The organism is Streptomyces silvisoli, from assembly GCF_029269905.1.
Lineage (GTDB): Bacteria > Actinomycetota > Actinomycetes > Streptomycetales > Streptomycetaceae > Streptantibioticus_A > Streptantibioticus_A silvisoli_A.
The window spans coordinates 1-25,677 of record NZ_JARJBC010000038.1 but is presented as its reverse complement, the minus strand read 5'-3'; the positions used below and the strand labels follow the sequence as shown (position 1 = coordinate 25,677).

Genomic DNA, 25,677 nt, shown 5'->3' with positions numbered 1-25,677 from the left:
GCGGAAAAGTGCGGTCCGAGGAGATGGAGGGGCCGAAAGCCCTCTGCCTCCCCGTTTGTCACCACACTGAGTGGTGGCTGCGATGAAGTTAGCGAACGCTTCATCGGGTGACAACCGGGGAATGGAAAATCCATAGGGTTGGCTTCACGGCTGAGACGTATACGGTGTCCTGCCATGGAGCCGGATGAGCAGTCCGTAGGCCAGCTCGTATCGCTCGGGCTGGCCCGGTATGAAGCGCGTGTCTACCTCGCCCTGATCAGGCGCGAGTCCTACACGGCGGCCGAGGTCGCCCGCGAGGCGGACGTACCGCGGCAACGCATCTACGACGTACTCGACGCCCTGGTGCGGCGCCGGCTGGCCACGGCGCACCCCGGCAAGGTCGCCACCTTCTCCGCCATCGCGCCGGAACTCGCGCTCACCCGGCTGATGTCGGAGCAGCGGGAGGCGCTGGACCGGATGGAGCGGGTGTCCACCGGACTGGTCTCCGCCCTGCTGCCGGTGTGGTCCGAGGGGCGTTCGCAGTCCAACCCGCTGGACTACATCGAGGTGCTGCGCGACCCCAAGGCGATCTCCGAGCGGTTCGCCGACATCCAGGAGCAGGCCAGCCGCGAACTGCTCAGCTTCTGCAAGCCGCCGTTCGTGGCGCCCACCGAGAACACCGCCGGGATCAAGGCCACCCGGAGGCTGCGCCGCGCCGAGGGGACGGTGCGGGCGATCTACACGTACGACGTGCTGGACGACCCGGCGATGATGGACAACGTCGAGCACTTCGGGAAGGCGGGGGAGGAGGCGCGGTTCGCCGCCGACCTGCCGCTGAAGCTGATCGTCGCGGACGGGTCGCTGGTGCTGTGCGACATGCCGGACCCGGTGGCCGGGACCGGGGCCACCACCGCCCTGTACATCGAACACCCGGCGCTGGCCGGGTGCCTGCGGCTGGCGTTCCAGACCGTCTGGGACGGTGCGGCCACCCGGGAGGCGCTGCGCCCGGCCCGGGCGGGCCGCTAGCGGCGCACCGCCTCCAGGGCGAGCAGGGCCACGTGCAGGGAGAGGCAGGACTCGACCTGGTCCAGGTCGGTGGCCAGGACGCGTTCCACCCGGTGCAACCGGTCGTAGAAGGACGGGCGGGACATGTGGGCGGCGTCGGCGGCCGCCGACTTGTTGCGGCCGTTGGACAGGTAGACGCCGAGTATGCCCACCAGATCGGTGCCGTTCTCCGCGTCGTACGCCAGCAGCGGCCCCAACTCCCGTTCCACGTACGTCTGCAGGCGGGCGTCGTCCCGCAGCAGATGCAGTAGGCCGCGCAGCCGTACGTCCGGCAGCCGGTAGTACGTGCCCGCCTTGCGGGTGCGCGAGTGCAGGGCCGCGTCCGCGACCTGGGCGGCCTCCAGCAGGGTGCGCCGTGCGTCGCGCAGCGAGCCCACCGACGAACCGGCCGCCATCAGGAACGCGGGAGCGTCCGCGCCGGGCTCGACCAGCCGGTCCAGGGCGGCGGCGAAGCCCTCCAGCGCGGCGTGCTCCTCGTCCGCCGGGCCGAGCGAGATCAGCATGCCGACCCCGCCGTCGTCCAGCCCGCCGATCAGCGCGGTCAGTCCGCGCTCCCGGGCCGCTTGCGCGGCCGTCTCCGTGAAGTCCCGCAGCCTCGACTCCGCCTCCAGCGCCGCCGACGCGGGTCCGCCGCGCAGCCGCAGCATGACGCCGACGAGCCGTCGGCCCTCCAGCGGCACCCCCAGCGCCCGGGCGCGCAGCGCCACGTCGGAGACGGTCAGGGCATGGGTGAGGATGCCGGACAGCAGCGTGCGGTGGGTCTGCCGCTCCAGCGACTCCAGGTCGCGCTCCAGCAGCCGGTTGAGCGCCAGGGTGGCGGCGCCGCGCTCCAGCACGACGGTCAGCCGGGCCGGCGGGACCGCCGACGGCTCGCCGACGACGACCAGCCGCCCCCAGTCCCGGCCGCGGGCGCCGACCGCGGTCACCAGCCAGCCGCTGCGCTCGTCATGGCCGGTGCGTCCGGCCGTGGTCACCCCGCGGGAGCGGCGCTCCCAGCCGTCCAGCAGCGCCTGCGGGTCGCCGCCCGCCGGGTCGAAGGCGAGCACCTGGTGGGTGAGGTTCTCCAGCACCACCGGCGCCCCCGCCAGCCGGGCCACCTCCCGGACTACCTCGGCCGGTTCCGCGCCCTCCACGGACAGCTCGTTGAAGATCTGGTGGACCGCCTCCGAGGCGCGCAGCTCGGTGAGTTGGGCGTTGACCACGTGCTCGTGCACGGCTTCGGTGACCGCCACGAAGCGCACCTCGGTGCGCAGTTCGATCAGCGGCAGGCCGCGCCGCTCGGCGGCGCGTACCAGCGGGCGGGGCAGTTCGTCCGCGTACCGGCGGCCGAGTTCGACGACCAGCCCGGCGGCCCCCACATCGGCGAGGCCGCCGATGTAGCGGGCCAGCGACTCCTTGTCGGTGGGCAGCATGACGCCGGTGGTCAGCACCAGTTCGCCGCCGTGCAGCATGCCCGCGATATCGGCGAGTTCGCTGATGTGCACCCAGCGCACGGGGGCGTCCAGGCCGGATCCCCCGGCGACCACCCGGGGGTTGCCGCGGCGCAGGACTTCGAGGTCCAGGACCTGGGCGACGGTGGGGAACACGGCGACCTCCGGTCTGGTCGGGCGGGGGCGCGAATCCGCGGAACCCGGCCTTCCGGCAGAGTGTAAAGCTGGGGCGGTCTCGCAGGGCAACCTGCTGGTTGCCATGATCTGTCGGCGGGCGGCATCGTCCGTTGCGTGCAGATCGCCTTGGAGACAGATTCCGTCGCGTAACCAAAAGGCAACAACGGAATCCCTTGTTGGGGCAAGGCTACTCTGCCAGGATCGGCCACCAACCCGGCCCAATGCTACGCCGCCGGGCGATACGAGGAGAACGTGATGGACCACAGGGACCACGGCCGCGAAGCCGCGCTCGCCCTGGCGGAAGGTTTCGGCGGGCAGGCCCAGTACATCGCGGGACGTCTGCGCTCCGGCTCCTCAGGCCGCTCGCATCCGGTGGTCGACCCGGCCACCGGCGAGACCGTCTGTACCTACGAGCTGGCGGGCGCCGCTGACGTGGACGCCGCCGTGACCGCCGCCGCCGAGGCGCTGCCCGGATGGGCCGGCGCCACCCCGGGCGAACGCTCCGACGCCCTGCACGGCTTCGCCGCCGCGCTGTCCGAGCGCGCCGCCGACCTCGCACTGGCCGAGTCGATCCAGTGCGGCAAGCCCATCAGGCTGTCCACCGAGTTCGACGTACCGGGCACGGTCGACAACACCGCGTTCTTCGCCGGTGCCGCCCGCCATCTGGAGGGCAGGGCGGCGGGGGAGTACTCCGCTGACCACACCTCGTACGTCCGGCGCGAGCCGATCGGCGTGGTCGGCTCCATCGCCCCCTGGAACTACCCGCTCCAGATGGCCGCCTGGAAGGTGCTGCCCGCCATCGCCGCAGGCAACACCATCGTGCTCAAGCCCGCCGAACTCACCCCGCTCACCTCGCTGATGTTCGCCCAGGCGGCGACCGACGCGGGCATACCCGACGGCGTGGTCAACATCGTCACCGGCGCGGGACGGGACGCCGGCGAGCACCTGGTCGGCCACCCCGAGGTGGCGATGACCTCGTTCACCGGCTCCACCGCCGTCGGCCGGCGGGTCGCCGAACTCGCCACCCGTACCGTCAAGCGGCTCCACCTCGAACTCGGCGGCAAGGCGCCCTTCGTGGTCTTCGACGACGCCGACCTGGAGGCCGCGGCGCACGGCGCGGTCGCGGGCGCGCTGATCAACACCGGCCAGGACTGCACCGCGGCGACCCGCGCCTATGTGCAACGGCCGCTCTACCACGCCTTCGTGGCCGCCGTCGCCGAACTGTTCGACGGTGTGCGGCTGGGCGATCCCTTCGACCCCGCGACCGACCTCGGGCCGCTGGTCAGCCACGCCCAACGGGACCGCGTCGCGGGCTTCGTGGAGCGCGCCCGCGGCTACGCCACCGTCGTCACCGGCGGCGCGGCGCCGGATCCGAGGGGCGCCTTCTACCGGCCCACCCTGATCACCGGCGCCCCGCAGGACAGCGAGATCGTCCAGGCGGAGATCTTCGGCCCGGTACTGGTGGTGCTGCCGTTCGACGGCGACGACGAGGGGCTGCGGCTGGCCAACGACACCCCGTACGGACTGGCCGCGTCCGCCTGGACCCGTGATGTGTTCCGGGCCCACCGCGCCACCCGCGAGATCAAGGCGGGCTGCGTCTGGGTCAACGACCACATCCCGATCATCAGCGAGATGCCGCACGGCGGCTACAAGTCCTCCGGCTTCGGCAAGGACATGTCCGCCTACTCCTTCGAGGAGTACACGCAGGTCAAGCACGTCATGTTCGACAATACGGCGGTGGCGAGAAAAGACTGGCACCGCACGATCTTCGGGGACAGGTGACGCGTGACGAACCCCAGCCCAACCGAGCTCGCTCAGTACGTCAACCGCACCCGAACCCGTTCCACCACCACCCGGCTCAGCCGCCGCACCCTGCTGCGCGCCGCCGCCACCGGCGGACTGGCCCTCACCGGTACCGCGGCGCTCACCGCCTGCGGGGTGCAGGGGCATGTCGTACCGGCCGGTGCGCGGGAGAAGGGGCAGGCCGGCAAGGACTACTCGGCGACCGAGAAGAAGGTCGTGTTCGCCACCTGGCCGTCCTACATCGACGTCGACCCCAAGAACGCCAACCGGCGGCCCACGCTGGACGCGTTCGAGAAGCAGACCGGCATCCAGGTCCAGTACCTGGAGGTGATCAACGACAACAACGACTGGTACACCAAGATCGACCCGTCGCTGGTCAAGGGGATCGACACCGGCTACGACCTGATGGTCGTCAGCGACTACATGGTGGGGAAGTACCGCGCCTACGACTACATCCAGGAACTGGACCTGTCGAACATCCCCAACCACTCCCTGCTGCTGCCGCGGGTGCTCAAGGACCCCACCGACCCCGGCCGCCGCTTCAGCATCCCGTGGGCGTACGGCTACACCACCTTCGCGTACAACACCAACCTGGTGAAGCAGCCGATCACCTCGCTCGCCGAGGTCTTCACCCGGCCCGACCTGCACGGCAAGGTCTCGCTGTTCAGCGAGATGGAGGACACCGTGGCGATCGCCCTGCTCGCCCAGGGCCACGACCCGGAGCACTTCACCGACGCCCAGTTCAACCAGGCGCTGGAGTACGTACGCCGCGCCAAGGACCGCGGGCAGATACGATCCTTCACCGGCAACGACTATCTGAGCGACTTCCAGCAGGGCAACACCGCGGTGACCATGGCCTACTCCGGCGACGTGGCCCAGTTGGGCAAGCCCAACCTGGTCACCCTCGACCTGCCCAAGGAAGGCATGCTCTCCTGGTCCGACAACTGCGTCATCCCCAACTTCGCCCGGCACAAGGCCAACGCCGAGAAGCTGCTCGACTACTACCTGCAGCCCCAGGTCGCCGCGGCGCTCGATGACTTCATCGACTACATCCCCTCGGTGCGCGGTGCCGAGGACGAGCTGCGCAAGCTCGACTCCACCGCCGCGGCCGTCCCGCTGATCGTGCCCACGAAAGCGATGCAGGACAAGGCGCGCGGCTTCATGGCTCTCAGCATCGCCCAGCTGAACGACTACACCAACCGCTTCCAGCAGGTCACCGGCCAGTAGACGGTACGTCGACCGCTGACAACGAGACCGTTCACGGATCGGAGAAGACCCCTGATGAGCTCCAACGACGTGCTCGGCCGCACCGAGGGCGGCGACCTGCGCCTGGTCGGGCTGACCAAGCGCTACGGCTCGTTCACCGCCGTGGACGACCTCAACCTGACGGTTCCGCAGGGATCGTTCTTCGCGCTGCTCGGCGCCTCCGGATGCGGCAAGACCACCACGCTGCGCATGGTCTCCGGACTTGAGGAGCCCACCATCGGCCAGATCTTCCTCGGCGACCAGGACGTGACGGACCGCAAACCGTACCGGCGGCCGGTCAACACCGTCTTCCAGAACTACGCGCTCTTCCCGCACCTGGACATCTACGAGAACGTCGCCTTCGGCCTGCGCCGCCGCGGCCTGAAGGACATCAGGAAGCCCGTCGAGGAGATGCTGGACCTGGTGGAGCTCGGCCATGTCGCCAAGCGCAAGCCCAACCAGCTCTCCGGCGGCCAGCAGCAGCGCATCGCGCTGGCCCGCGCCCTGATCAACCAGCCGCGGGTGCTGCTGCTGGACGAACCGCTGGGCGCCCTCGACCTCAAGCTGCGCCGCCAGATGCAGATCGAGCTCAAGCGGATCCAGCTGGAGGTGGGCCTGACGTTCGTACACGTCACCCACGACCAGGAGGAGGCCATGACGATGGCCGACACCATCGCGGTGATGAACGCGGGCCGCATCGAGCAGATGGGCTCCCCAGCGCAGCTGTACGAGAACCCGCGCACCACCTTCGTGGCCAACTTCCTCGGCCAGTCCAACCTGATACCCGGCACCGTCGAGGGCGTCACCGGCGGCATCGCCACCATCAGCGCCCACGGTCAGCGGCTCACCGTGGACGCGGCGCGCTGCCCGGTCAGCTCCGGGCCGGTGATCCTGGGCGTGCGGCCGGAGAAGGTGCAGATCGCCACGTCGGACGAGGAGGTCCCGGCGGGCCACAACACGTTGGCGGGCGGGGTCGTGCTGGACACCTCGTTCATCGGTGTGTCCACCCAGTACCTGGTCAAGCTGCCGTCCGGCGAGGAACTGGCGGTCTTCGAGCAGAACACCGGACGGCAGATCCAGCGCCCCGGCGCCGAGGTGACCGTCTTCTGGGACCCCGGCCAGGGCTTCGGCCTGGAAGGCGGCCAGGACATCGAGGCGGGCGCGGACGTGGAGGAGGACGCGGCATGACCATGGAGCGCAGCTCCTCCTTCGAGGCCGGTGGCGGGCGACAGGCAGGCGTGACCGCTGTCGCCCCGACTCCCGCCGCCGACAGGCCCGTTGGCCCGCCGCCCGACGAGCGCAGGCCGCGGCGGAACCTGACGCCGTGGATCCTGCTGCTGCCAGGACTGCTGTGGCTGGTCGTCTTCTTCCTGGTGCCGATCCTCACCTCGGTGTCGGCCTCGGTGCAGCAGGGCGACTACGACGACGGCTTCAAACTCACCTGGCACTGGGCCAACTACGCCGACGCCATCACCAAGTACGGCCCGCAGTACCTGCATTCGGGGATCTACTCGGTGCTGTGCACCGTGGTGTGCCTGCTGCTCGGCTACCCGGTCGCCTACTTCATCGCCTTCAAGGGCGGCAGGTGGAAAAGCCTGTTGATGGCGTTGGTGATCGTGCCCTCGTTCACCAGCTTCCTGATCCGCACCATCGCCTGGAAGACCATCCTCGCCGACAACAGCCCGCTGGTACGGCTGCTCAGCGACCTGCACCTGCTCAAGGTCACCGCCGCGCTCGGCTGGACCGTCGGCGACCACGTACTGGCCAGCCCGGCCGCCGTGGTGTGCGGCATGGTCTACAACTTCCTGCCGTTCACCATCCTCCCGCTGTACACCTCGCTGGAGAAGATCGACCCCCGGCTGCACGAGGCCGGACACGACCTGTACTGCAACACCTTCACCACCTGGCGCCGGGTCACCCTGCCGCTGTCCATGCCCGGCGTCATCGGCGGCACCCTGCTGACCTTCATCCCCGCCGTCGGCGACTACATCAACGCCCAGCTCCTCGGCAACCCCAACACCGGGGTAGTCGGCCAGAAGATCGAGGACCTGTTCCTCCGCAACACCCAGGGCTACCCGGTCGGTTCCGCGATCTCGGTCGTGATGATGGTCGGCACGCTGGTCCTGGTGATGAGCTACATCCGCAAGGCCGGGACGGAGGACCTGATCTGATGAGCACCGTTACCGCCCCGTCCGCGGCCAGCACCACCGCCGCCACCCCGGCGCCGAAGCCGAGGCGCCGCTCCCCGCTGGCCTGGCTCCGCGAGCACACCCTGCTGGCCGTCACCATCGTGGTGTTCGTGTTCATGCTGCTGCCCAACGCGGTCATCCTGTGGATGTCGTTCAACAAGCCGGTGGGCAGGTTCGACTACGTCTGGAACGAGTTCTCCCTGGACGCCTGGCGCCACCCGTGCGCCAACAGCGAGATGTGCCACAGCATCGGGCTCTCGCTGCAGATCGGCGTGGTCGCCACCATCGTGGCCACGGTGCTCGGCACGATGATCGCCTTCGCCATGGTGCGCTACCGCTTCCGGGCCCGCTCCGGCGTCAACGCCCTGCTGTTCCTGCCGATGGCCGCCCCCGAGGTGGTCATGGGCGCCACCCTCGCCGCGCTGTTCTTCAACACCGTCGGCCCCGGCGCCCTCGGCTTCTGGACCATCACCATCGCGCACGTCATGTTCTGCGTCAGCTACGTGGTGGTCACCGTCAAGTCCCGGCTGGCCGGAATGGACCCGACCCTGGAGCGGGCCGCCCAGGACCTGTACGCCACCCCCGCGCAGACCTTCCGCCACGTCACCCTGCCGCTGGTCGCGCCCGGCATCGCCGCCGCCGCGTTGCTGGCCTTCGCCCTGTCGGTGGACGACTACATCATCACCGTCTTCACCGCGGGCAACCTGGAAACCTTCCCGATGTACATCTGGGGCTCGGTGCAGCGTGCCTACCCGGCCCAGATCGATGTCATCGGTTCACTGATGCTGCTGGGCACGATGGCCGTCATCGCGCTCTCGCAGATCGTCGGCCGGGCGAGGACCGCCCGTCGCTGACCGGTTCGGATAATCCGTGAAGCACTGGAAAGCAGTGATACCGCATGGACCCTGCCCATTCGCTCGCTGACGCGCAGCCCACACCGTTCTGGCTGGAGGACCCCGGCAGGCCCCGGGCCAACCCCGCGCTGGTCGGGGACGAGCACTGCGATCTGCTGGTGGTCGGTGGAGGCTACTCGGGACTGTGGACCGCACTGATCGCCAAGGAGCGCGACCCCTCGCGCGAGGTGGTGCTGATCGAGGGCCACGAGGTCGGCTGGGCGGCCACCGGCCGCAACGGCGGCTTCTGCGCCGCCTCGTTGACCCACGGGATCGGCAACGGCCTTGAGCGCTGGCCCGGGGAACTGGGCAAGCTGCAACAGCTCGGCGCCCGCAACCTCGACGAGATCGAGGCGGCCATCGCCCGCCACGGCATCGACTGCGACTTCGAGCGCACCGGCGAGATCGACGTGGCCACCGAGCCGTACCAGGTCGACGAGTTGCACGAGTTGGCGCAGGAGGCCGCCGGGCTCGGCGTCGAACTCGAAATGCTCGACCGGGACGCGATGCGCGCCGAGGTCGACTCGCCGACCTTCGTCGGCGGGCTGTGGGACCGCGACGGCGTCGCGATGCTGCACCCGGCGAAGCTGGCCTGGGGCCTCAAGCGCGCCTGCGAGTCGCTGGGGGTGCGGATCCACGAGCACACCCGGGCCACCTCGATGACCCCCAACGGCGGCGGCATGGCGGTACGCACCGGCTACGGCCGGGTGTTCGCCCGCCGGGTGGCGCTCGCCTCCGGGGTGTTCCCGTCACTGGTCAAGCGGCTGCGGTCGTTCGTGGTGCCGGTGTACGACTACGCGATGGTCACCGAGCCGCTGACCGAAGTCCAGTTGGCGTCGATCGGCTGGAAGCGGCGGCAGGGACTCGGCGACGGCGCCAACCAGTTCCACTACTTCCGGCTCACCGCCGACAACCGCATCCTGTGGGGCGGTTACGACGCCATCTACAAGTTCGGCGGGCGGGTGGCCGCGGAGCACGACCAGCGACCGGAGACCTTCCGTAAACTCGCCGCCCAGTTCTTCACCTGCTTCCCGCAGTTGGAGGGCCTGCGGTTCACTCATACGTGGGGCGGTGCCATCGACACCTGCTCGCGTTTCTCCGCGTTCTACGGCACCACGCACGGCGGCCGGGTCGGCTACGCGCTCGGCTACACCGGCCTCGGGGTGGGCGCCACCCGGTTCGGCGCGGAGGTGATGCTCGACCTGCTGGCGGGGGAGCGCACCGAGCGCACCGAACTGGAGATGGTGCGCAGCAAGCCGCTGCCGTTCCCGCCGGAACCGTTCGCCTGGGCGGGGATCGAGCTGACCCGTAGGTCCCTGGCCCGCGCCGACCGCAACGGCGGCCGCCGCAACCTGTGGCTCAAGGCCATGGACAGGGTCGGCCTGGGCTTCGACAGCTAGCGCCGGACCGACGGGCGCCGGCCCGGCGGGCCCTCGGCACCGCCGGGCCGCGCCGTCGTGTTCGCTCGCCGTCGCTGCGATGCCGGACCAACGGAAGCCCCCGAGGTCAAGGCCGCCCGGAATGGGGTCCCGCGCCGGTGCTCGACTGACTGGAAAATCCCTCCTCAACCCGCGTAATGCCGCACCGGTCGCCCCCTCTCATCCATGACGGGGACATCCGGCCGCGGCCGGGGAAACGGAGGGATGAGATGGGCGGCGCGGCGAAGACCGCGGTGGAGTGGCTGGTGTCGGTGGCGCCGGACCCGGAGGCCTGCCGGTGGGAGTGGGAGCGCAACCCGCTGGGGGTGACGCTGCTGCCCGCCGGAAGGCTCTGGGACGTGCTGATCGTCGGCGGTGAGCTGGGCTGTCCCACGCTCGACGTGCTGGGCCGGTGCGTCGACCGGCCGGGACCGGTGCTCGGCGACTTCGAGGACCGCAGGACCGGATTCTTCGTCCCGGCCGGTACGGCCGCCCGCTGGGTGGGCACCGGGGTACGGGCGGCGGGGCTCGGCAGCTGGATCGTCGTCCCCTACCCGGGCCGGGCCAGCGGCGGGGTGCGCTGGCTGGTGCCGCCGGACGGGGCGGGCACCCTGACCGACCCGGTGGTGCTGGAGACGGCCATGCACGAGGCGGCGGCCCGGATCGCCGCCGACGGACTGTAAAGCGGATGGCGGATGCGCCGACACGCTGATGGTTGTGGCGGGCGGCGGCGCCTCGCCACACTGGCAGCAGGCTCCGAGCGGCTCGATCGACAAACGGTCAAGAGGAAGGTCTGCCGTGACCACCAAGCACATCACGCACTGGATCGCCGGACAGGAATGGACCGGGCCCGCCGAACGGCGGGGCGACGTGTACGACCCGGCCACCGGGCGGGTCACCGGCCAGGTGGACTTCGCGACCATCGCCGAGGTCGACCAGGCGGTGGGCGCGGCGGCCGCCGCGTTCCGCGAGTGGCGGCACACCTCGGTCGCCAAGCGCGCCCAGGTGCTGTTCGCCTTCCGCGAGCTGCTGAACGCCGAGCGCGACGAACTCGCCTCGATCATCGTCGCGGAGCACGGCAAGGTGCACTCGGACGCGCTCGGCGAGATCGCCCGCGGCCTTGAGGTCGTCGAATACGCGTGCGGCATCCCGCAGTTGCTCAAGGGCGGCTTCACCGAGCAGGCGTCCACCGGCATCGACGTGTACTCGATCCGCCAGCCGCTCGGCCCGGTCGCGATCATCTCGCCGTTCAACTTCCCGGCGATGGTGCCGATGTGGTTCTTCCCCATCGCCATCGCGGCGGGCAACACCGTGGTGGTCAAGCCGTCCGAGAAGGACCCGTCGGCCGCCGACTTCCTCGCCCGGCTGTGGCAGCGGGCCGGACTGCCCGGCGGTGTCTTCAACGTGGTGCACGGCGACAAGGTCGCCGTCGACCGGCTGCTGGAGCACCCCGACATCAAGGCCGTCTCCTTCGTCGGCTCCACCCCGATCGCCCGCTACGTGTACGAGACCGGCACCCGGTACGGCAAGCGGGTACAGGCCCTCGGCGGCGCCAAGAACCACATGCTGGTGCTGCCGGACGCCGACCTGGACCTGGCCGCCGACGCCGCCGTCAACGCCGGTTTCGGCGCCGCCGGCGAGCGCTGCATGGCCGTCTCCGTGCTGGTGGCCGTCGACCCGGTCGGCGACGACCTGGTGGCGAGGATCAAGGAGCGGATGGCCACCCTCAAGGTCGGCCCCGGCTGCAACGCCGACTCCGAGATGGGCCCGCTGGTCACCGGCGCGCACCGGGACAAGGTGACCTCCTACCTGGACGCCGGGTTGGCGGACGGCGCCACGCTCGCGGTCGACGGCCGCAAGCACCCGATCTCCGGAGACGACACGGCCGACGGCTTCTGGCTCGGACCGACCCTCTTCGACCACGTCAAGCCCGGCATGTCCGTCTACAACGACGAGATCTTCGGCCCGGTGCTGTCGGTGGTCCGGGTCTCCTCGTACGACGAGGGACTGGAACTGATCAACGCCAACCCGTACGGCAACGGGACCGCGCTGTTCACCAACGACGGCGGCGCCGCCCGGCGGTTCCAGCACGAGGTCGAGGTCGGCATGGTCGGCATCAACGTGCCGATCCCGGTGCCGGTCGCGTACTACTCCTTCGGCGGCTGGAAGAACAGCCTGTTCGGCGACACCCACGCGTACGGTCAGGACGGCGTCCACTTCTTCACCCGCGGCAAGGCGGTGACCCAGCGCTGGCTGGACCCGTCCCACGGCGGGATCAACCTGGGCTTCCCCACCAACTCGTAAGGCGCGCAAGCGACAACAGCACCCCGCTCAGGCACCAACTGGCCGCCACGTCCAGCGGCCAGTGGTAGCCGCGCCACACCAGCGCGGCGCCCACGGCGAGGTTCAGCAGCACGGCGGCGAGCACCAACAGCCGCCGTGCCGCACCGCGTTGGACGAACCGCAGCAGCACCAGCACGGCCAGCCCGTACGCCATCGCGGCCGTCGCGGCGTGCCCGGACGGGAAGTACCCGGAGTGGGCGACGAGTCGGGTGGTGCCCGGCGCCGGGCGGGAGACGAGATCCTTCACCGGTACGACCAGTGGCGCGGTCACCGCCATCGCCAGCGCGCCGACGGCGGACGGCAGCCACCAGCGCGGCGCGCCCGCCCGACGGTGCCGCCAGGCGACGTATCCCAGGGCCGCGACGAGCACCGGAACCGCGACCCCCACGTCGCCCAGGTCGGCCAGGAACTGGGCCGCGGGCCGCACCGGTTGATGCCCCGAGGCGGCCCGCAACGCGGCCGCGTCGACCCGTACGTCCCACCGGTACAGCGCCCCGTGGACCGCGACCTGCCAGGTCAGCAGGGCGAACAGCACCGTGCAGACGGAGCTGGCAACAGTTGACCGCCCCGGAACAGGGGGGAGAGTTCCGGGGCGGTCGAGACGATCGCCGGACCGCTGGTCCCGGGGGGTTTGGGACGAGCGGCCGACCGATCGGCGAGGATTGCCGGAGCTTGCGGCACCGGCGGTTTCGTGCGCGAGGGCACTGCCGTATCGACGATGGGGAGTCGTCGACGGGATGTCGCCCGCGGTCTCCCGCGGCCGGGGTGGTTCTTTCATCTGGCACGACCGTACGTCACACAGGAGGCGGCAGTCAGCGGTGTCACCGTTCCCTACATCAGGCCCGCACAGGTTCTTCACCTGGGTGCACAACACCCCGGGACCGCCGCCCCGGCGCACCGGCCGAAGCCGGGTTCGCGCTGATCAGAGCGTGCCGAACGCCCGCTCGATGATGTCCAGGCCCTCGGTGAGCAGGTCCTCGCCGATGACCAGCGGCGGCAGGAACCGCAGCACGTTGCCGTAGGTTCCACAGGTCAAGACCACCAGGCCCTCGGCGTGGCAGGCCTTGGCGACGGCGGCGGTCGCCTCCGGGTTCGGGGTCTTCGCCCCCTCCCGGGTGCCCGACTTGACCAGCTCGATGGCGATCATCGCGCCACGGCCGCGGACGTCGCCGATGATGTCGAACTTCTCGGCGAGCGCGGCCAGTCGGCCCTTCATGACCTCCTCGATCCGCTTGGCCTTGGCGTTCAGGTCCAGCTCGCGCATGGTCTCGATCGAGCCGAGCGCCGCCGCGCAGGCCACCGGGTTGCCGCCGTAGGTGCCGCCGAGGCCGCCCGCGTGCGCCGCGTCCATGATCTCCGCGCGGCCGGTGACCGCGGCCAGCGGCAGACCGCCCGCGATGCCCTTCGCCGTGGTGATCAGGTCCGGGACGACGCCCTCGTCCTCGCACGCGAACCACTGGCCGGTGCGGCAGAAGCCGGTCTGGATCTCGTCCGCCACGAAGACGATGCCGTTGTCCCTGGCGAACTGGGCGATCCGCGGCAGGAAGCCCTTGGCGGGCTCGATGAAGCCGCCCTCACCGGCGATCGGCTCGATCACGATCGCGGCCACGTTCTCCGCGCCCACCTGCTTGGTGATCTGGTCGATCGCCTGGGCGGCGGCCTGCTCGGCGCAGTTGTCCGCACCGGTCAGCCAGCGGAACGGGTAGGCCAGCGGCACCCGGTAGACCTCCGGCGCGAACGGGCCGAAGCCGTGCTTGTACGGCATGTTCTTGGCGGTCAGCGCCATGGTGAGGTTGGTACGGCCGTGGTAGCCGTGGTCGAAGACCACGACCGCCTGGCGCCCGGTGTAGGCGCGGGCGATCTTCACCGCGTTCTCCACCGCCTCGGCACCGGAGTTGAACAGCGCCGACTTCTTCGCGTGGTCGCCCGGGGTCAGCTCGGCGAGCTGCTCGCAGACCTCCACATAGCCCTCGTACGGCGTCACCATGAAACAGGTGTGGGTGAAGGCGGCCAGCTGCTCGGTGGCGCGCCGCACCACGGCCTCGGCGCTGTTGCCCACCGAGGTGACCGCGATGCCGGAGCCGAAGTCGATCAGCGAGTTGCCGTCCACGTCCTCCAGGACGCCACCGCCCGCCCGGGTGACGAACACCGGCAGCGTCGTGCCCACGCCGTTCGCGACCGTCGCGGCCTTGCGGGCCAGCAGCTCCTGGGACTTCGGACCGGGAATCGGGGTGACGAGACGACGCTCCTGGGGCAGGGCGGGGCCGCCGGACAGTTCGGTCATGGGGGCTAACTCCTTGCGATCACGGTCTTTTCTCGCAGGCTAAGCCCGTCCACCCGGGCTCCGCATACGCCGTTCGGTAGCAGTCGCCCATGCCTCTTCGACGCGACGGCCAGTCGGCCACTCGGCCTGGCGTACCGCCTCCACTACATTGAGCGACACGTCACTTATACGCATGGGTCCGTGACTCGTGCGAACGAGTGCGCGGGCGACATCGAGCACACCGCAACGGTCGGCTGGTCAGGGCGAGGGACAGCGATACATGGACATCGACGGCACGCACGGCTACCGCGAGACCGCCCCTGCGGTGCCCTCCGTCCCACGACCGGCCACCCCGCCGCCCATGCCGCAGGCGCCGCCCACCAACCCGGTGGAGACGTGGCTGCGCACCCCTCGGCACGCGGACGCCCCGGGCATCTACGCCTTCGGGCACGTCCCCCGGCCACCGGAGGAGCCCGAGCGGGTGCCCAACCGGAAACTGCTCGGCGGCGCGCTGCTGTCGGCGCTGTGCGGGGCGCTGGTGTGGTCGCTGTGCGCCAACCTCTACATCAAGGTCTGGCTCTGGCCCTACCTTTGGATCACCCCCGATGCCTGGCGCCAGCAGCGGCCCGGGGACCAGAACGTCGCGCTCGATGTGACGGCGCACATCTACTACGTCGTCTGCAGCGCCCTCCTGCTCGCCGTCTGTGGCCGCCTGGGGAACTGGATGGAGGTCCTCCGCCGCTTCGTGCTCACCCCGCTCGCCCGACCCGGCGCGCCCGAAGCCGTCGCGGTGCCCGAGCCCGAGGTGGACCCCGTGGGATGGCCGCAGTTGCGGGAGGCCGGGCAGCCCGCGGTGGCCGAGCGGCTGGCCGCGGAGACCCGCGAGGGGCGGCTGAACGACGTCGACTACGTGCGCCTGCACCGTGCCTGGCGGTCCGCGCAGGCCGACTCCGCACGGCTGAACGCCTACACCGACGCGGTGCTGCGGCACGGCGCCGCCGCCTGTGTGCACCCCTCCGGCGCGCGCGACCTGCCCGCCCGGGCGGCCCGGCACGACCTGTACACCGCCCAGGTGCGCATCGGCACGGCGGTCGACGCACAGCGCAACCCGTACCGCTACCGGGGAGTGGGCGTCGCGCTCGATCCGGCGCTGCTGGGCACCTCCTTGCTGGTCGTCGGGCCGCCCGGCTCCGGCAAGACCCACCGGGTGGTGCGGCCGGCGGTCGAGTCGCTGTGCCTGCAGGCGCTGGCCGGGACCGCGGCCGTGGTGGCGGTCGGCGCGGCGGGCGCCGACCTCGGTCCGGCCGACGCCTTCGACGTGGTGATCGCGATCGGCGACCCGGCGTCCGGGTACGACCTGGACCTGTACGGCGGCACCACCGACCCCGACGAGGCGGCGGGCATCCTCGCCGCGGCCCTGCTGGACGGCTTCGAGGGGCCGGAGGCCGACCCGCGGCGGGCGGCGACCGCGCTCGGCCAGCTCCTCGGCCCCTACCGCGCCGCCCACGGCCGCTTCCCCTCCGTCCCCGAGCTGCGCGAGCTGCTGGACGGCAACGCCGCCGCGCTGGCCGTGCTGCGCGAGGCGCTGGACGAGGCGGGCGAGCACGCCTGGGCGCGTGAACTCGCCGCCAGGGAACGGCAGTCGGGCCGCCCCGGCGACATCGGCGGCCTGCTCGCCGACCGGGTGGCGCTGCTCGACCGGCCCGCCTTCGCCGGGTTCTTCGACGTCACCGGCCGCACCCGGCCGTTCGCGCTGAACTCGCTGGAGCACCCGCTGCGGGTGCGCATCGACCTGCCGGAACGCGGGCACGCCGAGGCGTCCCGGATGCTCACCCGGCTGCTGCTGGCCCAGTTCATCGCCGCCGCCACCGCTCGTACCGACCGTTCGCTGTTCGCCTGCCTGGTGTTGGACGACGCCGCGCACGCCGTCACCACCGAGGCGGTGCGTGGGCTGCAGCGGTTGCGTTCGGCGCACGCGGGCGCGGTGCTCGCGCTGCGCGGGCTGGACGACGTGCCCGAGGCGCTGCGCTCCGCGCTGCTGGGCGCGACCGGATGCAAGGTCGCGCTGTCCGGGCTGAACACCTGGGACGGCAAGCGGTTCGCCGAGGCGTGGGGCACCACGTGGGTCGAGGAGAGCGATGTGACCCGCACCCCCGACTTCTCCGGCGGGATCGTCAAGCGCACGGTGCGCGGCATCCGGCGGCTGTTCACCGGGGAGGCGGTGACCACCGAGTCGGTCACCGTGCGTCGGGTGGAGCGGGAACGCTGGTCCGCCTCCGACCTGGCCAACCAGGTACCGCCCGGCCACGCGGTGGCCTCGCTGACTTCGGTCGGCGGCGACAGCTCGCCGCCGGTGCTGGTCAACCTCTGGGGGTGAGCCAACGCGGACGGGTGAGGCAGAATCGGTAGCGCCATGCCACCCACCCTCGCCTCCCTCGTGCGCGCCTCCGCGCTCAAGCTGACCGTCCTGGCCGGAGGCGACCGGTTGGACGCCCCCGTGCGCTGGGTGCACACCAGCGAACTGGACGACCCCACCCCGTACCTGGAGGGCGGCGAACTGCTGCTCACCACCGGGCTGAAGCTCGGCAGCGACGCCGAAGCCCTGCGCGAGTACGTGTACCGGCTGGCCGACGCCGAAGTGGTGGGCCTCGGCTTCGGCGTGGGGCTCGGCCATGACACCGTGCCGGAAGCGCTGGTCAGCGCGGCGGAGGAGCGTGGACTGCCGCTGCTGCGGGTGCCCCGCCCGACCCCGTTCATCGCGATCAGCAAGGCGGTCTCGGCGGCGATCGCGGCCGACCAGTACAAGGCGGTCACCACCAGCCTGGAGGCGCAGCGCGAGCTGACCCGGGCCGCCCTCGCCCCGGACGGCACCGGCGCACTGCTGTCCCGGCTGGCCGCGCATCTCAACGGCTGGGCGGCGCTGTACGACGCGTCCGGCGCGGTGATCGCCGCCTCGCCGGACTGGGCCGGGCGACGGGCCGCCCGGCTGGGCGGCGAGATCGAGCGGCTGCGGGCACGGCCCGCCCCGGCCAGCGCCGCGGTGGCGGGCCCCGGCGGTACGGACGACCGGGTGGAGATCCAGTCGCTGGGCACCGGGCGGCGCCCGCGCGGCTTCCTGGCGGTGGGCACCGCCGAGCGGCTGGACACCTCGGACCGCTATGTGGTGCAGGCGGCGGTCGCACTGCTCACCCTCTCCCTGGAGCAGTCCCGCACCTTGCAGGACGCCGAGCGGCGGTTCGGCGCGGCGCTGCTACGGATGCTGCTGGCGGGCGAGTGCGACCACGCACGTACCGTCGCGGGCCGCCGCTACGGCACGCTGCTTGACCGGCCGGTGCGGTTGCTGGCCGTGGAACCCGCGCAGCGGCAGGACCGGGCCGAGCGGGACGATCCGCAGGCCGCGTTGGCGCTGCTGGCCGACCGGGTGGAGGCCGCTGCGGCGCGGGCGGCAGAGCCGCTGCTCGCCTCGCTGGACGGGCCGCGGCTGACCGTGCTGGCCGCCGACGGGGGAGCGGTGCTGGCGGCGGGGACCGAACTCGTGGGGGCCGCGGAGGAGTTGGCCGCTGGTCTCTCGGCGGCGGTGCCGGCTGACGCGGTGCCCGCGGCGGGGGACCAGGCGGAGCGGGCGCTGGCGGTGGCACAGCGCAGGGGGCGGGCGCTGGTGGAGCATGGCGAGGTCGGTGCCGGATCGATTCTTCCGCTACTCGGCGACGAAGCGGTCCGGGCGTTCGCCGAGGGGCTGCTGCGCCCGCTGTACGACCACGACGCCACCTCGCGGGGCGATCTGGTCCGGTCGCTGCGCGCCTGGCTGTCCCGGCACGGCCAGTGGGACGCCGCGGCGGCCGACCTCGGGGTGCACCGGCACACCCTGCGCTACCGGATGCGGCGGGTCGAGGAGATCCTGGGCCGCTCGCTGGACGACCCCGACGTCCGCATGGAACTCTGGCTGGCCCTGAAGTCCGGCGGCTGAGCTGCGGAACGGGTGGGCACAACCGGACCCCGGCCTGTCCCGGGTACGCCCATCGGGAGCCGAAGAAACGCCGACGTACGCCAAATAGGCGCACAAGGCCGCCGGCGTACTCCCGCACGGACAACCGCGATCCCGCCCACCCCGCCCTACCGTGTTCGCATGACCACCCCCACTGCCACCCCGTTCTGGATCGCCGGGCGCCAGGCCACCGGCGAGGACACCTTCGATGTCACCCACCCCTGGGACGGCGCCGTCGTCGGCACGGTGAGCGTCCCCACCGACGCCCAGGTGGAAGAGGCGATCGAGGCCGCCGATTCGGTGGCCGCCGAGTTCGCGGCCACCCCCGCCCACGTCCGCAGCGCGGCCCTGGACCACGTCGCCAAGCGGCTCGCCGAGCGCACCGAGGAGATCGCCCGGCTGATCACCGCCGAGAACGGCAAGCCGATCAAGTGGGCGCGCGGCGAGGTCGGCCGCGCGGTCTCGGTCTTCCGCTGGGCCGCCGAGGAGGCCCGCCGCTTCAACAGCGGTGAGGCACAGCGGCTGGACACCGACCAGGGCGGTGTCGGTCGGCTCGCGCTGACCCGCCGCTTCCCGCGCGGCACGGTGCTGGGCATCGCGCCGTTCAACTTCCCGCTGAACCTGGTGGCGCACAAGGTCGCCCCGGCCATCGCGGTCGGCGCGCCGATCATCGTCAAGCCCGCCCCGGCCACCCCGCTGTCCGCCCTGCTGCTGGGCGAGTTGCTCGCGGAGACCGAGCTTCCGGCCGGTTCGTGGAGCGTGCTGCCGGTGGCCAACGACCGGATGCCCGCCCTCGTACAGGACGAGCGGCTGCCGGTGATCTCGTTCACCGGCTCGGACACGGTGGGCTTCCAGATCCAGCAGTCGGTGCCGCACAAGCACGTCACCCTGGAACTCGGCGGCAACGCGGCGGCCGTGGTGCTCGGTGACTACTCCTCGGACGCCGACCTGGAGTGGGCGGCCACCCGGATCGCCACGTTCGCCAACTACCAGGCGGGCCAGTCGTGCATCTCGGTGCAGCGGGTGATCGCCGACGCCTCCGTCTACGACCGGCTGGTGGAGAAGGTCGTCGCCAAGGTCGAGGCCCAGGTCACCGGCGACCCGGCGGACGACGCCACCGATGTCGGGCCGCTGGTCAGTGAGGACGCCGCCCGGCGGGTGGAGTCCTGGGTCGCGGACGCGACCGCCAAGGGGGCCAAGCTGGTCACCGGCGGGGTACGGGACGGCGCCTCGTACGCCCCGACCGTGCTGGCGGACCTGCCCGCCGAGGCCATCCTGGCCACCGCCGAGGTGTTCGGCCCGGTGCTCAGCCTGCACCGCGTGGACGGCACCGACGAGGCGTTCGCCGCGGTGAACGACTCCAAGTTCGGCCTCCAGGCAGGGGTGTTCACGCACGACGTGCAGACTGCCTTCCGCGCCCACCGGGAGCTGGAGGTCGGCGGCGTGATCATCGGTGACGCGCCCTCCTACCGCGCCGACCAGATGCCGTACGGCGGCGTCAAGGCCTCCGGCACCGGCCGCGAGGGCGTCGCCTACGCGATGGCCGACTACACCTACGAACGCGTTCTGGTCCTCACCGGCCTGGACCTGTAAGCCACCCTCCCCGGGCAGCGGGCGCTCTGTGCGGGAGCGCCCGCTGCCCATCCCGCGACCGGTTCCGGCGCGAACACGCCGCGGAGGAGTCCGGCCACGGTTCCGGGCCGCGAGTGAGCCAAAGGGCGTACCCGTTGTCGACACCGGGTCAAGCGCCCGGCGCAGAACGAGCCCGAAATGGCAGCCGCCCGGGTTGTGCGCGGGGGCTGGTGCTGTTCCCATGGAGTGGGTATACGCATCAGTAGCAATCGGCCGGTGACCGGCCGTGACCGCACTCATCGATTCGCGGCGAGGTGAGCCCCTCATGACCGCACCATCCGCCCCACGCCAAGTCTCCGAGCGCGAAGCCCGGCAGGTAGCCGAGGCGGCCCGGGAGCAGGACTGGCGCAAGCCCAGCTTCGCCAAGGAGCTGTTCCTCGGCCGGTTCCGGCTCGACCTCATCCACCCCCACCCCACCGGGCCGGCGGATGACATCGAGCGGGGAGAGGAGTTCCTGGCCAAGCTCAAGGACTTCCTGGAGACGAAGGTCGACGGCGCCCGCATCGAGCGCGAGGCGCGGATTCCCGACGAGGTCATCGACGGGCTCAAACAACTCGGCGCCCTCGGCATGAAGATCGACGTCGCCTACGGCGGCCTCGGCCTCAGCCAGGTCTACTACAACAAGGCCCTCGCGCTGACCGGTACGGCCAGCCCGGCCATAGGGGCGCTGCTGTCCGCGCACCAGTCGATCGGCGTACCGCAGCCGCTGAAGCTGTTCGGCACCAAGGAGCAGAAGGACGCCTTCCTGCCGCGCTGCGCCCGCACCGACATCTCCGCGTTCCTGCTGACCGAGCCGGACGTCGGCTCCGACCCGGCCCGGCTGGCCACCGTCGCGGTGCCGGACGGGGACGACTACGTGCTGGACGGCGTGAAGCTGTGGACCACCAACGGCGTGGTCGCCGACCTGCTGGTGGTCATGGCCCGGGTGCCGAAGTCGGAGGGGCACAAGGGCGGCATCACGGCCTTCGTGGTCGAGGCGGACAGCCCCGGCGTCACCGTGGAGAACCGCAACGCGTTCATGGGCCTGCGCGGCCTCGAGAACGGCGTCACCCGCTTCCACCAGGTGCGGGTGCCCGCCGCCAACCGCATCGGCCCCGAGGGCGCGGGCCTGAAGATCGCGCTGACCACCCTCAACACCGGGCGCCTGTCGCTGCCCGCCGCCTGCGCGGGCGCCGGGAAGTGGTGCCTGAAGATCGCCCGCGAGTGGTCGGCGGCCCGGGTGCAGTGGGGCAAGTCGATCGCCGAGCACGAGGCGGTCGGCTCCAAGATGGCGTTCATCGCGGCGACCAGCTTCGCCCTGGAGGCCGTGCTCGACCTGTCCAGCCAGATGGCCGACGAGGACCGCAACGACATCCGTATCGAGGCCGCGCTGGCCAAGCTCTACGGCAGCGAGATGGCCTGGCGGATGGCCGACGAGCTGGTGCAGATCCGCGGTGGACGCGGTTTCGAGACAGCGGAGTCGCTCGCCGCCCGGGGCGAACGCGCGGTGCCCGCCGAGCAGATGCTGCGCGACCTGCGGATCAACCGGATCTTCGAGGGCTCCACCGAGATCATGCATCTGCTCATCGCCCGCGAGGCGGTGGACGCCCACCTGTCGGTGGCGGGTGACCTCATCGACCCGGACAAGTCCCTGTCACAGAAGGCGAAGGCCGGGGCGAAGGCGGGCGGCTTCTACGCCCGCTGGCTGCCCAAGCTGATCGCCGGGCCCGGTCAACTCCCGGCGGCGTACGGGGAGTTCCACCCCTCGGGCCACGCCGACCTGGCGGTCCACCTGCGCTACGTCGAACGCTCGGCGCGCCGACTGGCCCGGTCAACCTTCTACGCGATGTCCCGATGGCAGGGCCGGATGGAGACCAAGCAGGGCTTCCTGGGCCGGGTGGTCGACATCGGCGCGGAGCTGTTCGCCATGAGCGCGGCCTGCGTACGGGCCGAGATGCTCAGGGCGCGCGACGAGCACGGCAGGGAGGCGTACCAGCTCGCCGACGTCTTCTGCCGCCAGGCCCGGATCCGGATCGAGGAGTACTTCGACCGGCTGTGGACCAACACCGACACCATCGACCGCCGACTGGTCAAGGGCATCATGAGCGGTGCCTACACCTGGCTGGAGGACGGCATCGTGGACCCGTCGGACGACGGCCCGTGGATCGCGGACGCCACGCCCGGACCCTCCACCAAGGACAACGTCCACCGGCCGATCCGCTGAGCGGCCCATCCCGGACCCCGGCACCGCCCCGCCGCATCCCCTGTCGGAACCGCCAGGGGATGCGGCCACAATGGGGGCATGACCGAGAGTCCCGCACCCCTCGCCGATCCCCACGTGCTCTACCAGCCGGACACCGGCAGCCCCGGCGCCCCGCGTGACGTCGTCATCCTCGGGTCGACCGGATCGATCGGCACCCAGGCGATCGACGTGGTGCTGCGCAACCCCGAACGCTTCCGGGTGGTCGCCCTGTCCGCCGCGGGCGGGCGGGTCCAACTGCTCGCCGAGCAGGCGCACACCCTGCGGGTCCGCGCGGTGGCGGTGGCCGACGAGGCGGCGGTGCCCGCGCTGCGCGAGGCGCTGTCCGCGCTCTACGCGCCGGGCGAGGCCCAGCCGGAGATCCTCGCGGGTCCCGACGCGGCCTGTGAGCTGGCCCGGACGGAGTGCCACTCGGTGCTGAACGGCATCACCGGCTCCATCGGCCTGGCCCCGACGCTGGCCGCCCTGGCGGCGGGCCGGGTGCTGGTGCTGGCCAACAAGGAGTCGCTGATCGTCGGCGGGCCGCTGGTGAAGGCGCTGGCCAGGCCCGGGCAGATCGTGCCGGTGGACTCCGAGCACTCGGCGCTGTTCCAGGCCCTGCTGGGCGGCACCCGCCGCGAGGTGCGCAAGCTGATCGTCACCGCCTCCGGCGGCCCGTTCCGCGGCCGGACCAGGGCGGAACTGGCCGGAGTCACCCCGGGCGACGCGCTGGCGCACCCCACCTGGGCCATGGGACCGGTCATCACCGTCAACTCGGCGACCCTGGTCAACAAAGGCCTGGAGGTCATCGAGGCGCACCTGCTGTACGACATCCCGTTCGACCGGATCGAGGTCGTGGTCCATCCGCAGTCGTACATCCACTCGATGGTGGAATTCACCGACGGCTCCACGCTGGCCCAGGCGAGCCCGCCGGACATGCGGGCACCCATCGCGCTGGGCCTCGGCTGGCCGCACCGGGTGCCGGACGCCGCACCCGCGTTCGACTGGTCCAAGGTGATGAACTGGGAGTTCTCACCCCTGGACGACGAGGCGTTCCCTTCGGTGGCGCTGGCCCGTCGAGTGGGTAGCCTCGGGGGCACCGTACCCGCGGTGTTCAACGCGGCCAACGAGGAGTGCGTCGACGCCTTCCTCGCCGGGCGGCTGCCGTTCACCGGGATCGTGGACACCGTCGCCGAGGTCGTCGAGGAGCACGGTACGCCCGCCTCGGGAACTTCCCTCACCGTGGCGGACGTCCTGGGAGCGGAGGCGTGGGCACGAGCCCGCGCCCGTGAACTGGCAGCGAAGGCGACAGCGGAGGTCCGTGTATGACGACAGCGATGACGGTCCTCGGCATAGTCGTGTTCGCCGTCGGCCTGCTGATCTCCATCGCCTGGCACGAGCTGGGCCATCTGACCACGGCAAAGATGTTCGGCATCCGGGTGCCGCAGTACATGGTGGGGTTCGGCCCGACGATCTTCTCCCGCAAGAAGGGTGAGACCGAGTACGGGATCAAGGCCGTCCCGCTGGGCGGCTACATCCGCATGATCGGGATGTTCCCGCCCGGCGAGGACGGCAAGATCGTGGCCCGCTCCAGCTCGCCGTGGCGCGGCATGATCGAGGACGCGCGCTCCGCGGCCTTCGAGGAGTTGCAGCCCGGCGACGAGACCCGGCTGTTCTACACGCGCAAGCCGTGGAAGCGCGTGATCGTGATGTTCGCCGGTCCGTTCATGAACCTGGTCCTCGCGGTCGCGCTGTTCCTCGGCGTGCTGATGGGCTTCGGCATCAACTCCCAGACCACGACGGTCAGTACGGTCTCCGACTGCGTCATCTCGCAGTCCGCGGCCAGCAAGGGCAAGGCCACCTGCGCCACCGACGACCCGGCCTCGCCGGCGAAGAAGGCCGGGCTGAAGGCGGGCGACCGGATCACCGCCTTCAACGGCCGGCCGATCAGGGACTGGGCCACGTTGCAGGGCGACATCCGCCAGACCACCGGCCCGGCCGTGATCACGGTGCAGCGCGGCGGGCAGAGCGTGGAACTCCACGCCGACCTGATAAAGAACCAGGTGGCCAAGACCGACGGGCACGGCGGCTACGTCGACGGCCAGTACGTGACCGCCGGGTTCCTCGGCTTCACCCCGGCCCAGGGCATCGTCAAGCAGTCGTTCGGCGGCTCGGTGAGCCGGATGGGCGACATGGTGACCACCGCCACCAGGTCGCTGGTGGACCTGCCGGAGCGGATCCCCGGCCTGTGGCGGGCGGCCTTCGACGGTGCGCCGCGGCAGCCCGACTCGCCCATGGGCGTGGTCGGCGCGGCCCGGGTCGGCGGCGACGTCTTCTCGCTGAACATCCCGCCGGAGCAGCGGGTGGCGACCATGCTCATGCTGGTCGCCGGGTTCAACCTGTCGCTGTTCCTGTTCAACATGCTTCCGCTGCTGCCGCTGGACGGCGGCCACATCGCGGGGGCGCTGTGGGAGGCGCTGAAGCGGAACATGGCCAGGGTGTTCAACCGGCCGGACCCGGGTCCGTTCGACGTGGCGAAGATGATGCCGGTGGCCTATGTGGTGGCCGGTCTCTTCCTGTCATTCACCGTGTTGGTTCTGATCGCGGATGTTGTCAATCCGGTCAAGATCACCTGATATCGATCAAACGCTAACGAGGTGCGAACCGGCCGGGCATCATGGGTGTCCGGCCGGTGCCATGTTCGCGCGCGGTCCTGGCGGATGTGCCCGGCTTCTCCGCCGTGCCGTAACCTCGGAAGCCGAGCCCGCCCACACCGGGACTCGAACCACGCCCGCACATCCGAACCCTGGGGATGCACAGCACATGGCCGCGATTTCGCTTGGTATGCCATCGGTTCCGTCTTTGCTCGCCGAACGGCGCAAGAGCCGCAAGATCCAGGTGGGGTCGGTTGCGGTGGGTGGCGACGCGCCGGTGTCGGTGCAGTCGATGACCACCACGGTGACGGCCGACATCGGTGCCACGTTGCAGCAGATCGCGGAGCTGACGGCCTCGGGGTGCCAGATCGTGCGTGTGGCGT

At 71.3% G+C, this 25,677-nt stretch carries 19 protein-coding genes; 16 read left to right on the top strand and 3 right to left on the bottom strand.

Annotation, left to right across the window (positions count from 1 at the left end):
* Positions 1-174: 174 nt before the first annotated feature.
* Positions 175-1,005, top strand: coding sequence for a TrmB family transcriptional regulator (locus P3G67_RS34345; RefSeq protein WP_269859509.1), 831 nt, complete (start codon positions 175-177; stop codon positions 1,003-1,005).
* On the opposite strand, the gene P3G67_RS34340 is transcribed toward P3G67_RS34345, so the two are convergent.
* Positions 1,002-2,630: a PucR family transcriptional regulator gene (locus P3G67_RS34340; RefSeq protein WP_276097006.1), complete on the bottom strand. Its 1,629-nt coding sequence runs from the start codon at positions 2,628-2,630 to the stop codon at positions 1,002-1,004. The genes P3G67_RS34345 and P3G67_RS34340 overlap by 4 nt on opposite strands.
* Before the next feature lie 276 nt (positions 2,631-2,906).
* Between P3G67_RS34340 and P3G67_RS34335 the strand changes: the two genes are divergently transcribed.
* From P3G67_RS34335 to P3G67_RS34300, 8 genes are all read left to right on the top strand, one after another.
* Complete coding sequence (locus tag P3G67_RS34335; RefSeq protein WP_276097005.1) at positions 2,907-4,433, top strand: gamma-aminobutyraldehyde dehydrogenase; 1,527 nt, start codon at positions 2,907-2,909, stop codon at positions 4,431-4,433.
* A gap of 3 nt (positions 4,434-4,436) precedes the next feature.
* Entirely contained in the window at positions 4,437-5,681 is a 1,245-nt protein-coding gene (locus tag P3G67_RS34330; protein WP_276097004.1) for a polyamine ABC transporter substrate-binding protein, read from the top strand.
* Between the two features lie 54 nt (positions 5,682-5,735).
* Positions 5,736-6,887, top strand: coding sequence for an ABC transporter ATP-binding protein (locus P3G67_RS34325; RefSeq protein ID WP_276097003.1), 1,152 nt, complete (start codon positions 5,736-5,738; stop codon positions 6,885-6,887).
* A gap of 2 nt (positions 6,888-6,889) precedes the next feature.
* Positions 6,890-7,870 (top strand): ABC transporter permease, encoded by a 981-nt coding sequence (locus P3G67_RS34320; RefSeq protein ID WP_391858412.1) that lies wholly within the window; start codon positions 6,890-6,892, stop codon positions 7,868-7,870.
* Positions 7,870-8,742 (top strand): ABC transporter permease, encoded by an 873-nt coding sequence (locus P3G67_RS34315; RefSeq protein WP_391858410.1) that lies wholly within the window; start codon positions 7,870-7,872, stop codon positions 8,740-8,742. The genes P3G67_RS34320 and P3G67_RS34315 overlap by 1 nt, the downstream gene beginning before the upstream one ends.
* A gap of 44 nt (positions 8,743-8,786) precedes the next feature.
* Entirely contained in the window at positions 8,787-10,181 is a 1,395-nt protein-coding gene (locus tag P3G67_RS34310; protein WP_276097001.1) for an NAD(P)/FAD-dependent oxidoreductase, read from the top strand.
* Positions 10,182-10,429: 248 nt separating this feature from the next.
* Entirely contained in the window at positions 10,430-10,882 is a 453-nt protein-coding gene (locus P3G67_RS34305; RefSeq protein ID WP_276097000.1) for a hypothetical protein, read from the top strand.
* Positions 10,883-10,997: 115 nt separating this feature from the next.
* A complete protein-coding gene (locus tag P3G67_RS34300; RefSeq protein WP_276096999.1) occupies positions 10,998-12,503 on the top strand; it encodes a CoA-acylating methylmalonate-semialdehyde dehydrogenase in 1,506 nt (501 codons plus the stop codon).
* Here the strand turns inward: P3G67_RS34300 and P3G67_RS34295 are convergent.
* Both P3G67_RS34295 and gabT read right to left on the bottom strand, forming a co-directional pair.
* Positions 12,475-13,077 (bottom strand): phosphatase PAP2 family protein, encoded by a 603-nt coding sequence (locus tag P3G67_RS34295; protein WP_276096998.1) that lies wholly within the window; start codon positions 13,075-13,077, stop codon positions 12,475-12,477. The genes P3G67_RS34300 and P3G67_RS34295 overlap by 29 nt on opposite strands.
* Before the next feature lie 387 nt (positions 13,078-13,464).
* Positions 13,465-14,826 carry a 4-aminobutyrate--2-oxoglutarate transaminase gene (gene gabT, locus P3G67_RS34290; protein ID WP_276096997.1) on the bottom strand — a complete coding sequence of 454 codons (1,362 nt, stop codon included), beginning with the start codon at positions 14,824-14,826 and terminating at the stop codon, positions 13,465-13,467.
* Positions 14,827-15,085: 259 nt separating this feature from the next.
* Between gabT and P3G67_RS34285 the strand changes: the two genes are divergently transcribed.
* The 7 genes from P3G67_RS34285 to P3G67_RS34255 all read left to right on the top strand — a co-directional run.
* Entirely contained in the window at positions 15,086-17,182 is a 2,097-nt protein-coding gene (locus P3G67_RS34285) for an ATP-binding protein (RefSeq protein ID WP_276096996.1), read from the top strand.
* Between the two features lie 36 nt (positions 17,183-17,218).
* Complete coding sequence (locus P3G67_RS34280; RefSeq protein WP_276096995.1) at positions 17,219-18,772, top strand: PucR family transcriptional regulator; 1,554 nt, start codon at positions 17,219-17,221, stop codon at positions 18,770-18,772.
* Between the two features lie 159 nt (positions 18,773-18,931).
* Positions 18,932-20,383 carry an aldehyde dehydrogenase family protein gene (locus P3G67_RS34275; RefSeq protein ID WP_276096994.1) on the top strand — a complete coding sequence of 484 codons (1,452 nt, stop codon included), beginning with the start codon at positions 18,932-18,934 and terminating at the stop codon, positions 20,381-20,383.
* A gap of 304 nt (positions 20,384-20,687) precedes the next feature.
* Complete coding sequence (locus P3G67_RS34270; protein WP_269859496.1) at positions 20,688-22,625, top strand: acyl-CoA dehydrogenase family protein; 1,938 nt, start codon at positions 20,688-20,690, stop codon at positions 22,623-22,625.
* A 78-nt stretch (positions 22,626-22,703) separates the two neighbouring features.
* Positions 22,704-23,969 carry a 1-deoxy-D-xylulose-5-phosphate reductoisomerase gene (gene dxr / locus P3G67_RS34265; protein WP_276096993.1) on the top strand — a complete coding sequence of 422 codons (1,266 nt, stop codon included), beginning with the start codon at positions 22,704-22,706 and terminating at the stop codon, positions 23,967-23,969.
* Positions 23,966-25,276 carry a M50 family metallopeptidase gene (locus P3G67_RS34260; protein ID WP_276096992.1) on the top strand — a complete coding sequence of 437 codons (1,311 nt, stop codon included), beginning with the start codon at positions 23,966-23,968 and terminating at the stop codon, positions 25,274-25,276. Before dxr ends, P3G67_RS34260 begins: the two co-directional genes overlap by 4 nt.
* Before the next feature lie 187 nt (positions 25,277-25,463).
* On the top strand, positions 25,464-25,677 hold a 214-nt coding region (locus P3G67_RS34255), incomplete at its 3' end, for a flavodoxin-dependent (E)-4-hydroxy-3-methylbut-2-enyl-diphosphate synthase (RefSeq protein WP_276096991.1).

Coding starts and splice junctions, on each gene's coding strand:
- P3G67_RS34320 (WP_391858412.1), top strand. CDS start 6,890: ATGGAGCGCAGCTCCTCCTTCGAGGCCGGTGGCGGGCGACAGGCAGGC.
- P3G67_RS34325 (WP_276097003.1), top strand. CDS start 5,736: ATGAGCTCCAACGACGTGCTCGGCCGCACCGAGGGCGGCGACCTGCGC.
- P3G67_RS34285 (WP_276096996.1), top strand. CDS start 15,086: ATGGACATCGACGGCACGCACGGCTACCGCGAGACCGCCCCTGCGGTG.
- P3G67_RS34315 (WP_391858410.1), top strand. CDS start 7,870: ATGAGCACCGTTACCGCCCCGTCCGCGGCCAGCACCACCGCCGCCACC.
- gabT (WP_276096997.1), bottom strand. CDS start 14,826: ATGACCGAACTGTCCGGCGGCCCCGCCCTGCCCCAGGAGCGTCGTCTC.
- P3G67_RS34335 (WP_276097005.1), top strand. CDS start 2,907: ATGGACCACAGGGACCACGGCCGCGAAGCCGCGCTCGCCCTGGCGGAA.
- P3G67_RS34275 (WP_276096994.1), top strand. CDS start 18,932: ATGACCACCCCCACTGCCACCCCGTTCTGGATCGCCGGGCGCCAGGCC.
- P3G67_RS34260 (WP_276096992.1), top strand. CDS start 23,966: ATGACGACAGCGATGACGGTCCTCGGCATAGTCGTGTTCGCCGTCGGC.
- P3G67_RS34280 (WP_276096995.1), top strand. CDS start 17,219: ATGCCACCCACCCTCGCCTCCCTCGTGCGCGCCTCCGCGCTCAAGCTG.
- P3G67_RS34345 (WP_269859509.1), top strand. CDS start 175: ATGGAGCCGGATGAGCAGTCCGTAGGCCAGCTCGTATCGCTCGGGCTG.
- P3G67_RS34310 (WP_276097001.1), top strand. CDS start 8,787: ATGGACCCTGCCCATTCGCTCGCTGACGCGCAGCCCACACCGTTCTGG.
- P3G67_RS34305 (WP_276097000.1), top strand. CDS start 10,430: ATGGGCGGCGCGGCGAAGACCGCGGTGGAGTGGCTGGTGTCGGTGGCG.
- dxr (WP_276096993.1), top strand. CDS start 22,704: ATGACCGAGAGTCCCGCACCCCTCGCCGATCCCCACGTGCTCTACCAG.
- P3G67_RS34270 (WP_269859496.1), top strand. CDS start 20,688: ATGACCGCACCATCCGCCCCACGCCAAGTCTCCGAGCGCGAAGCCCGG.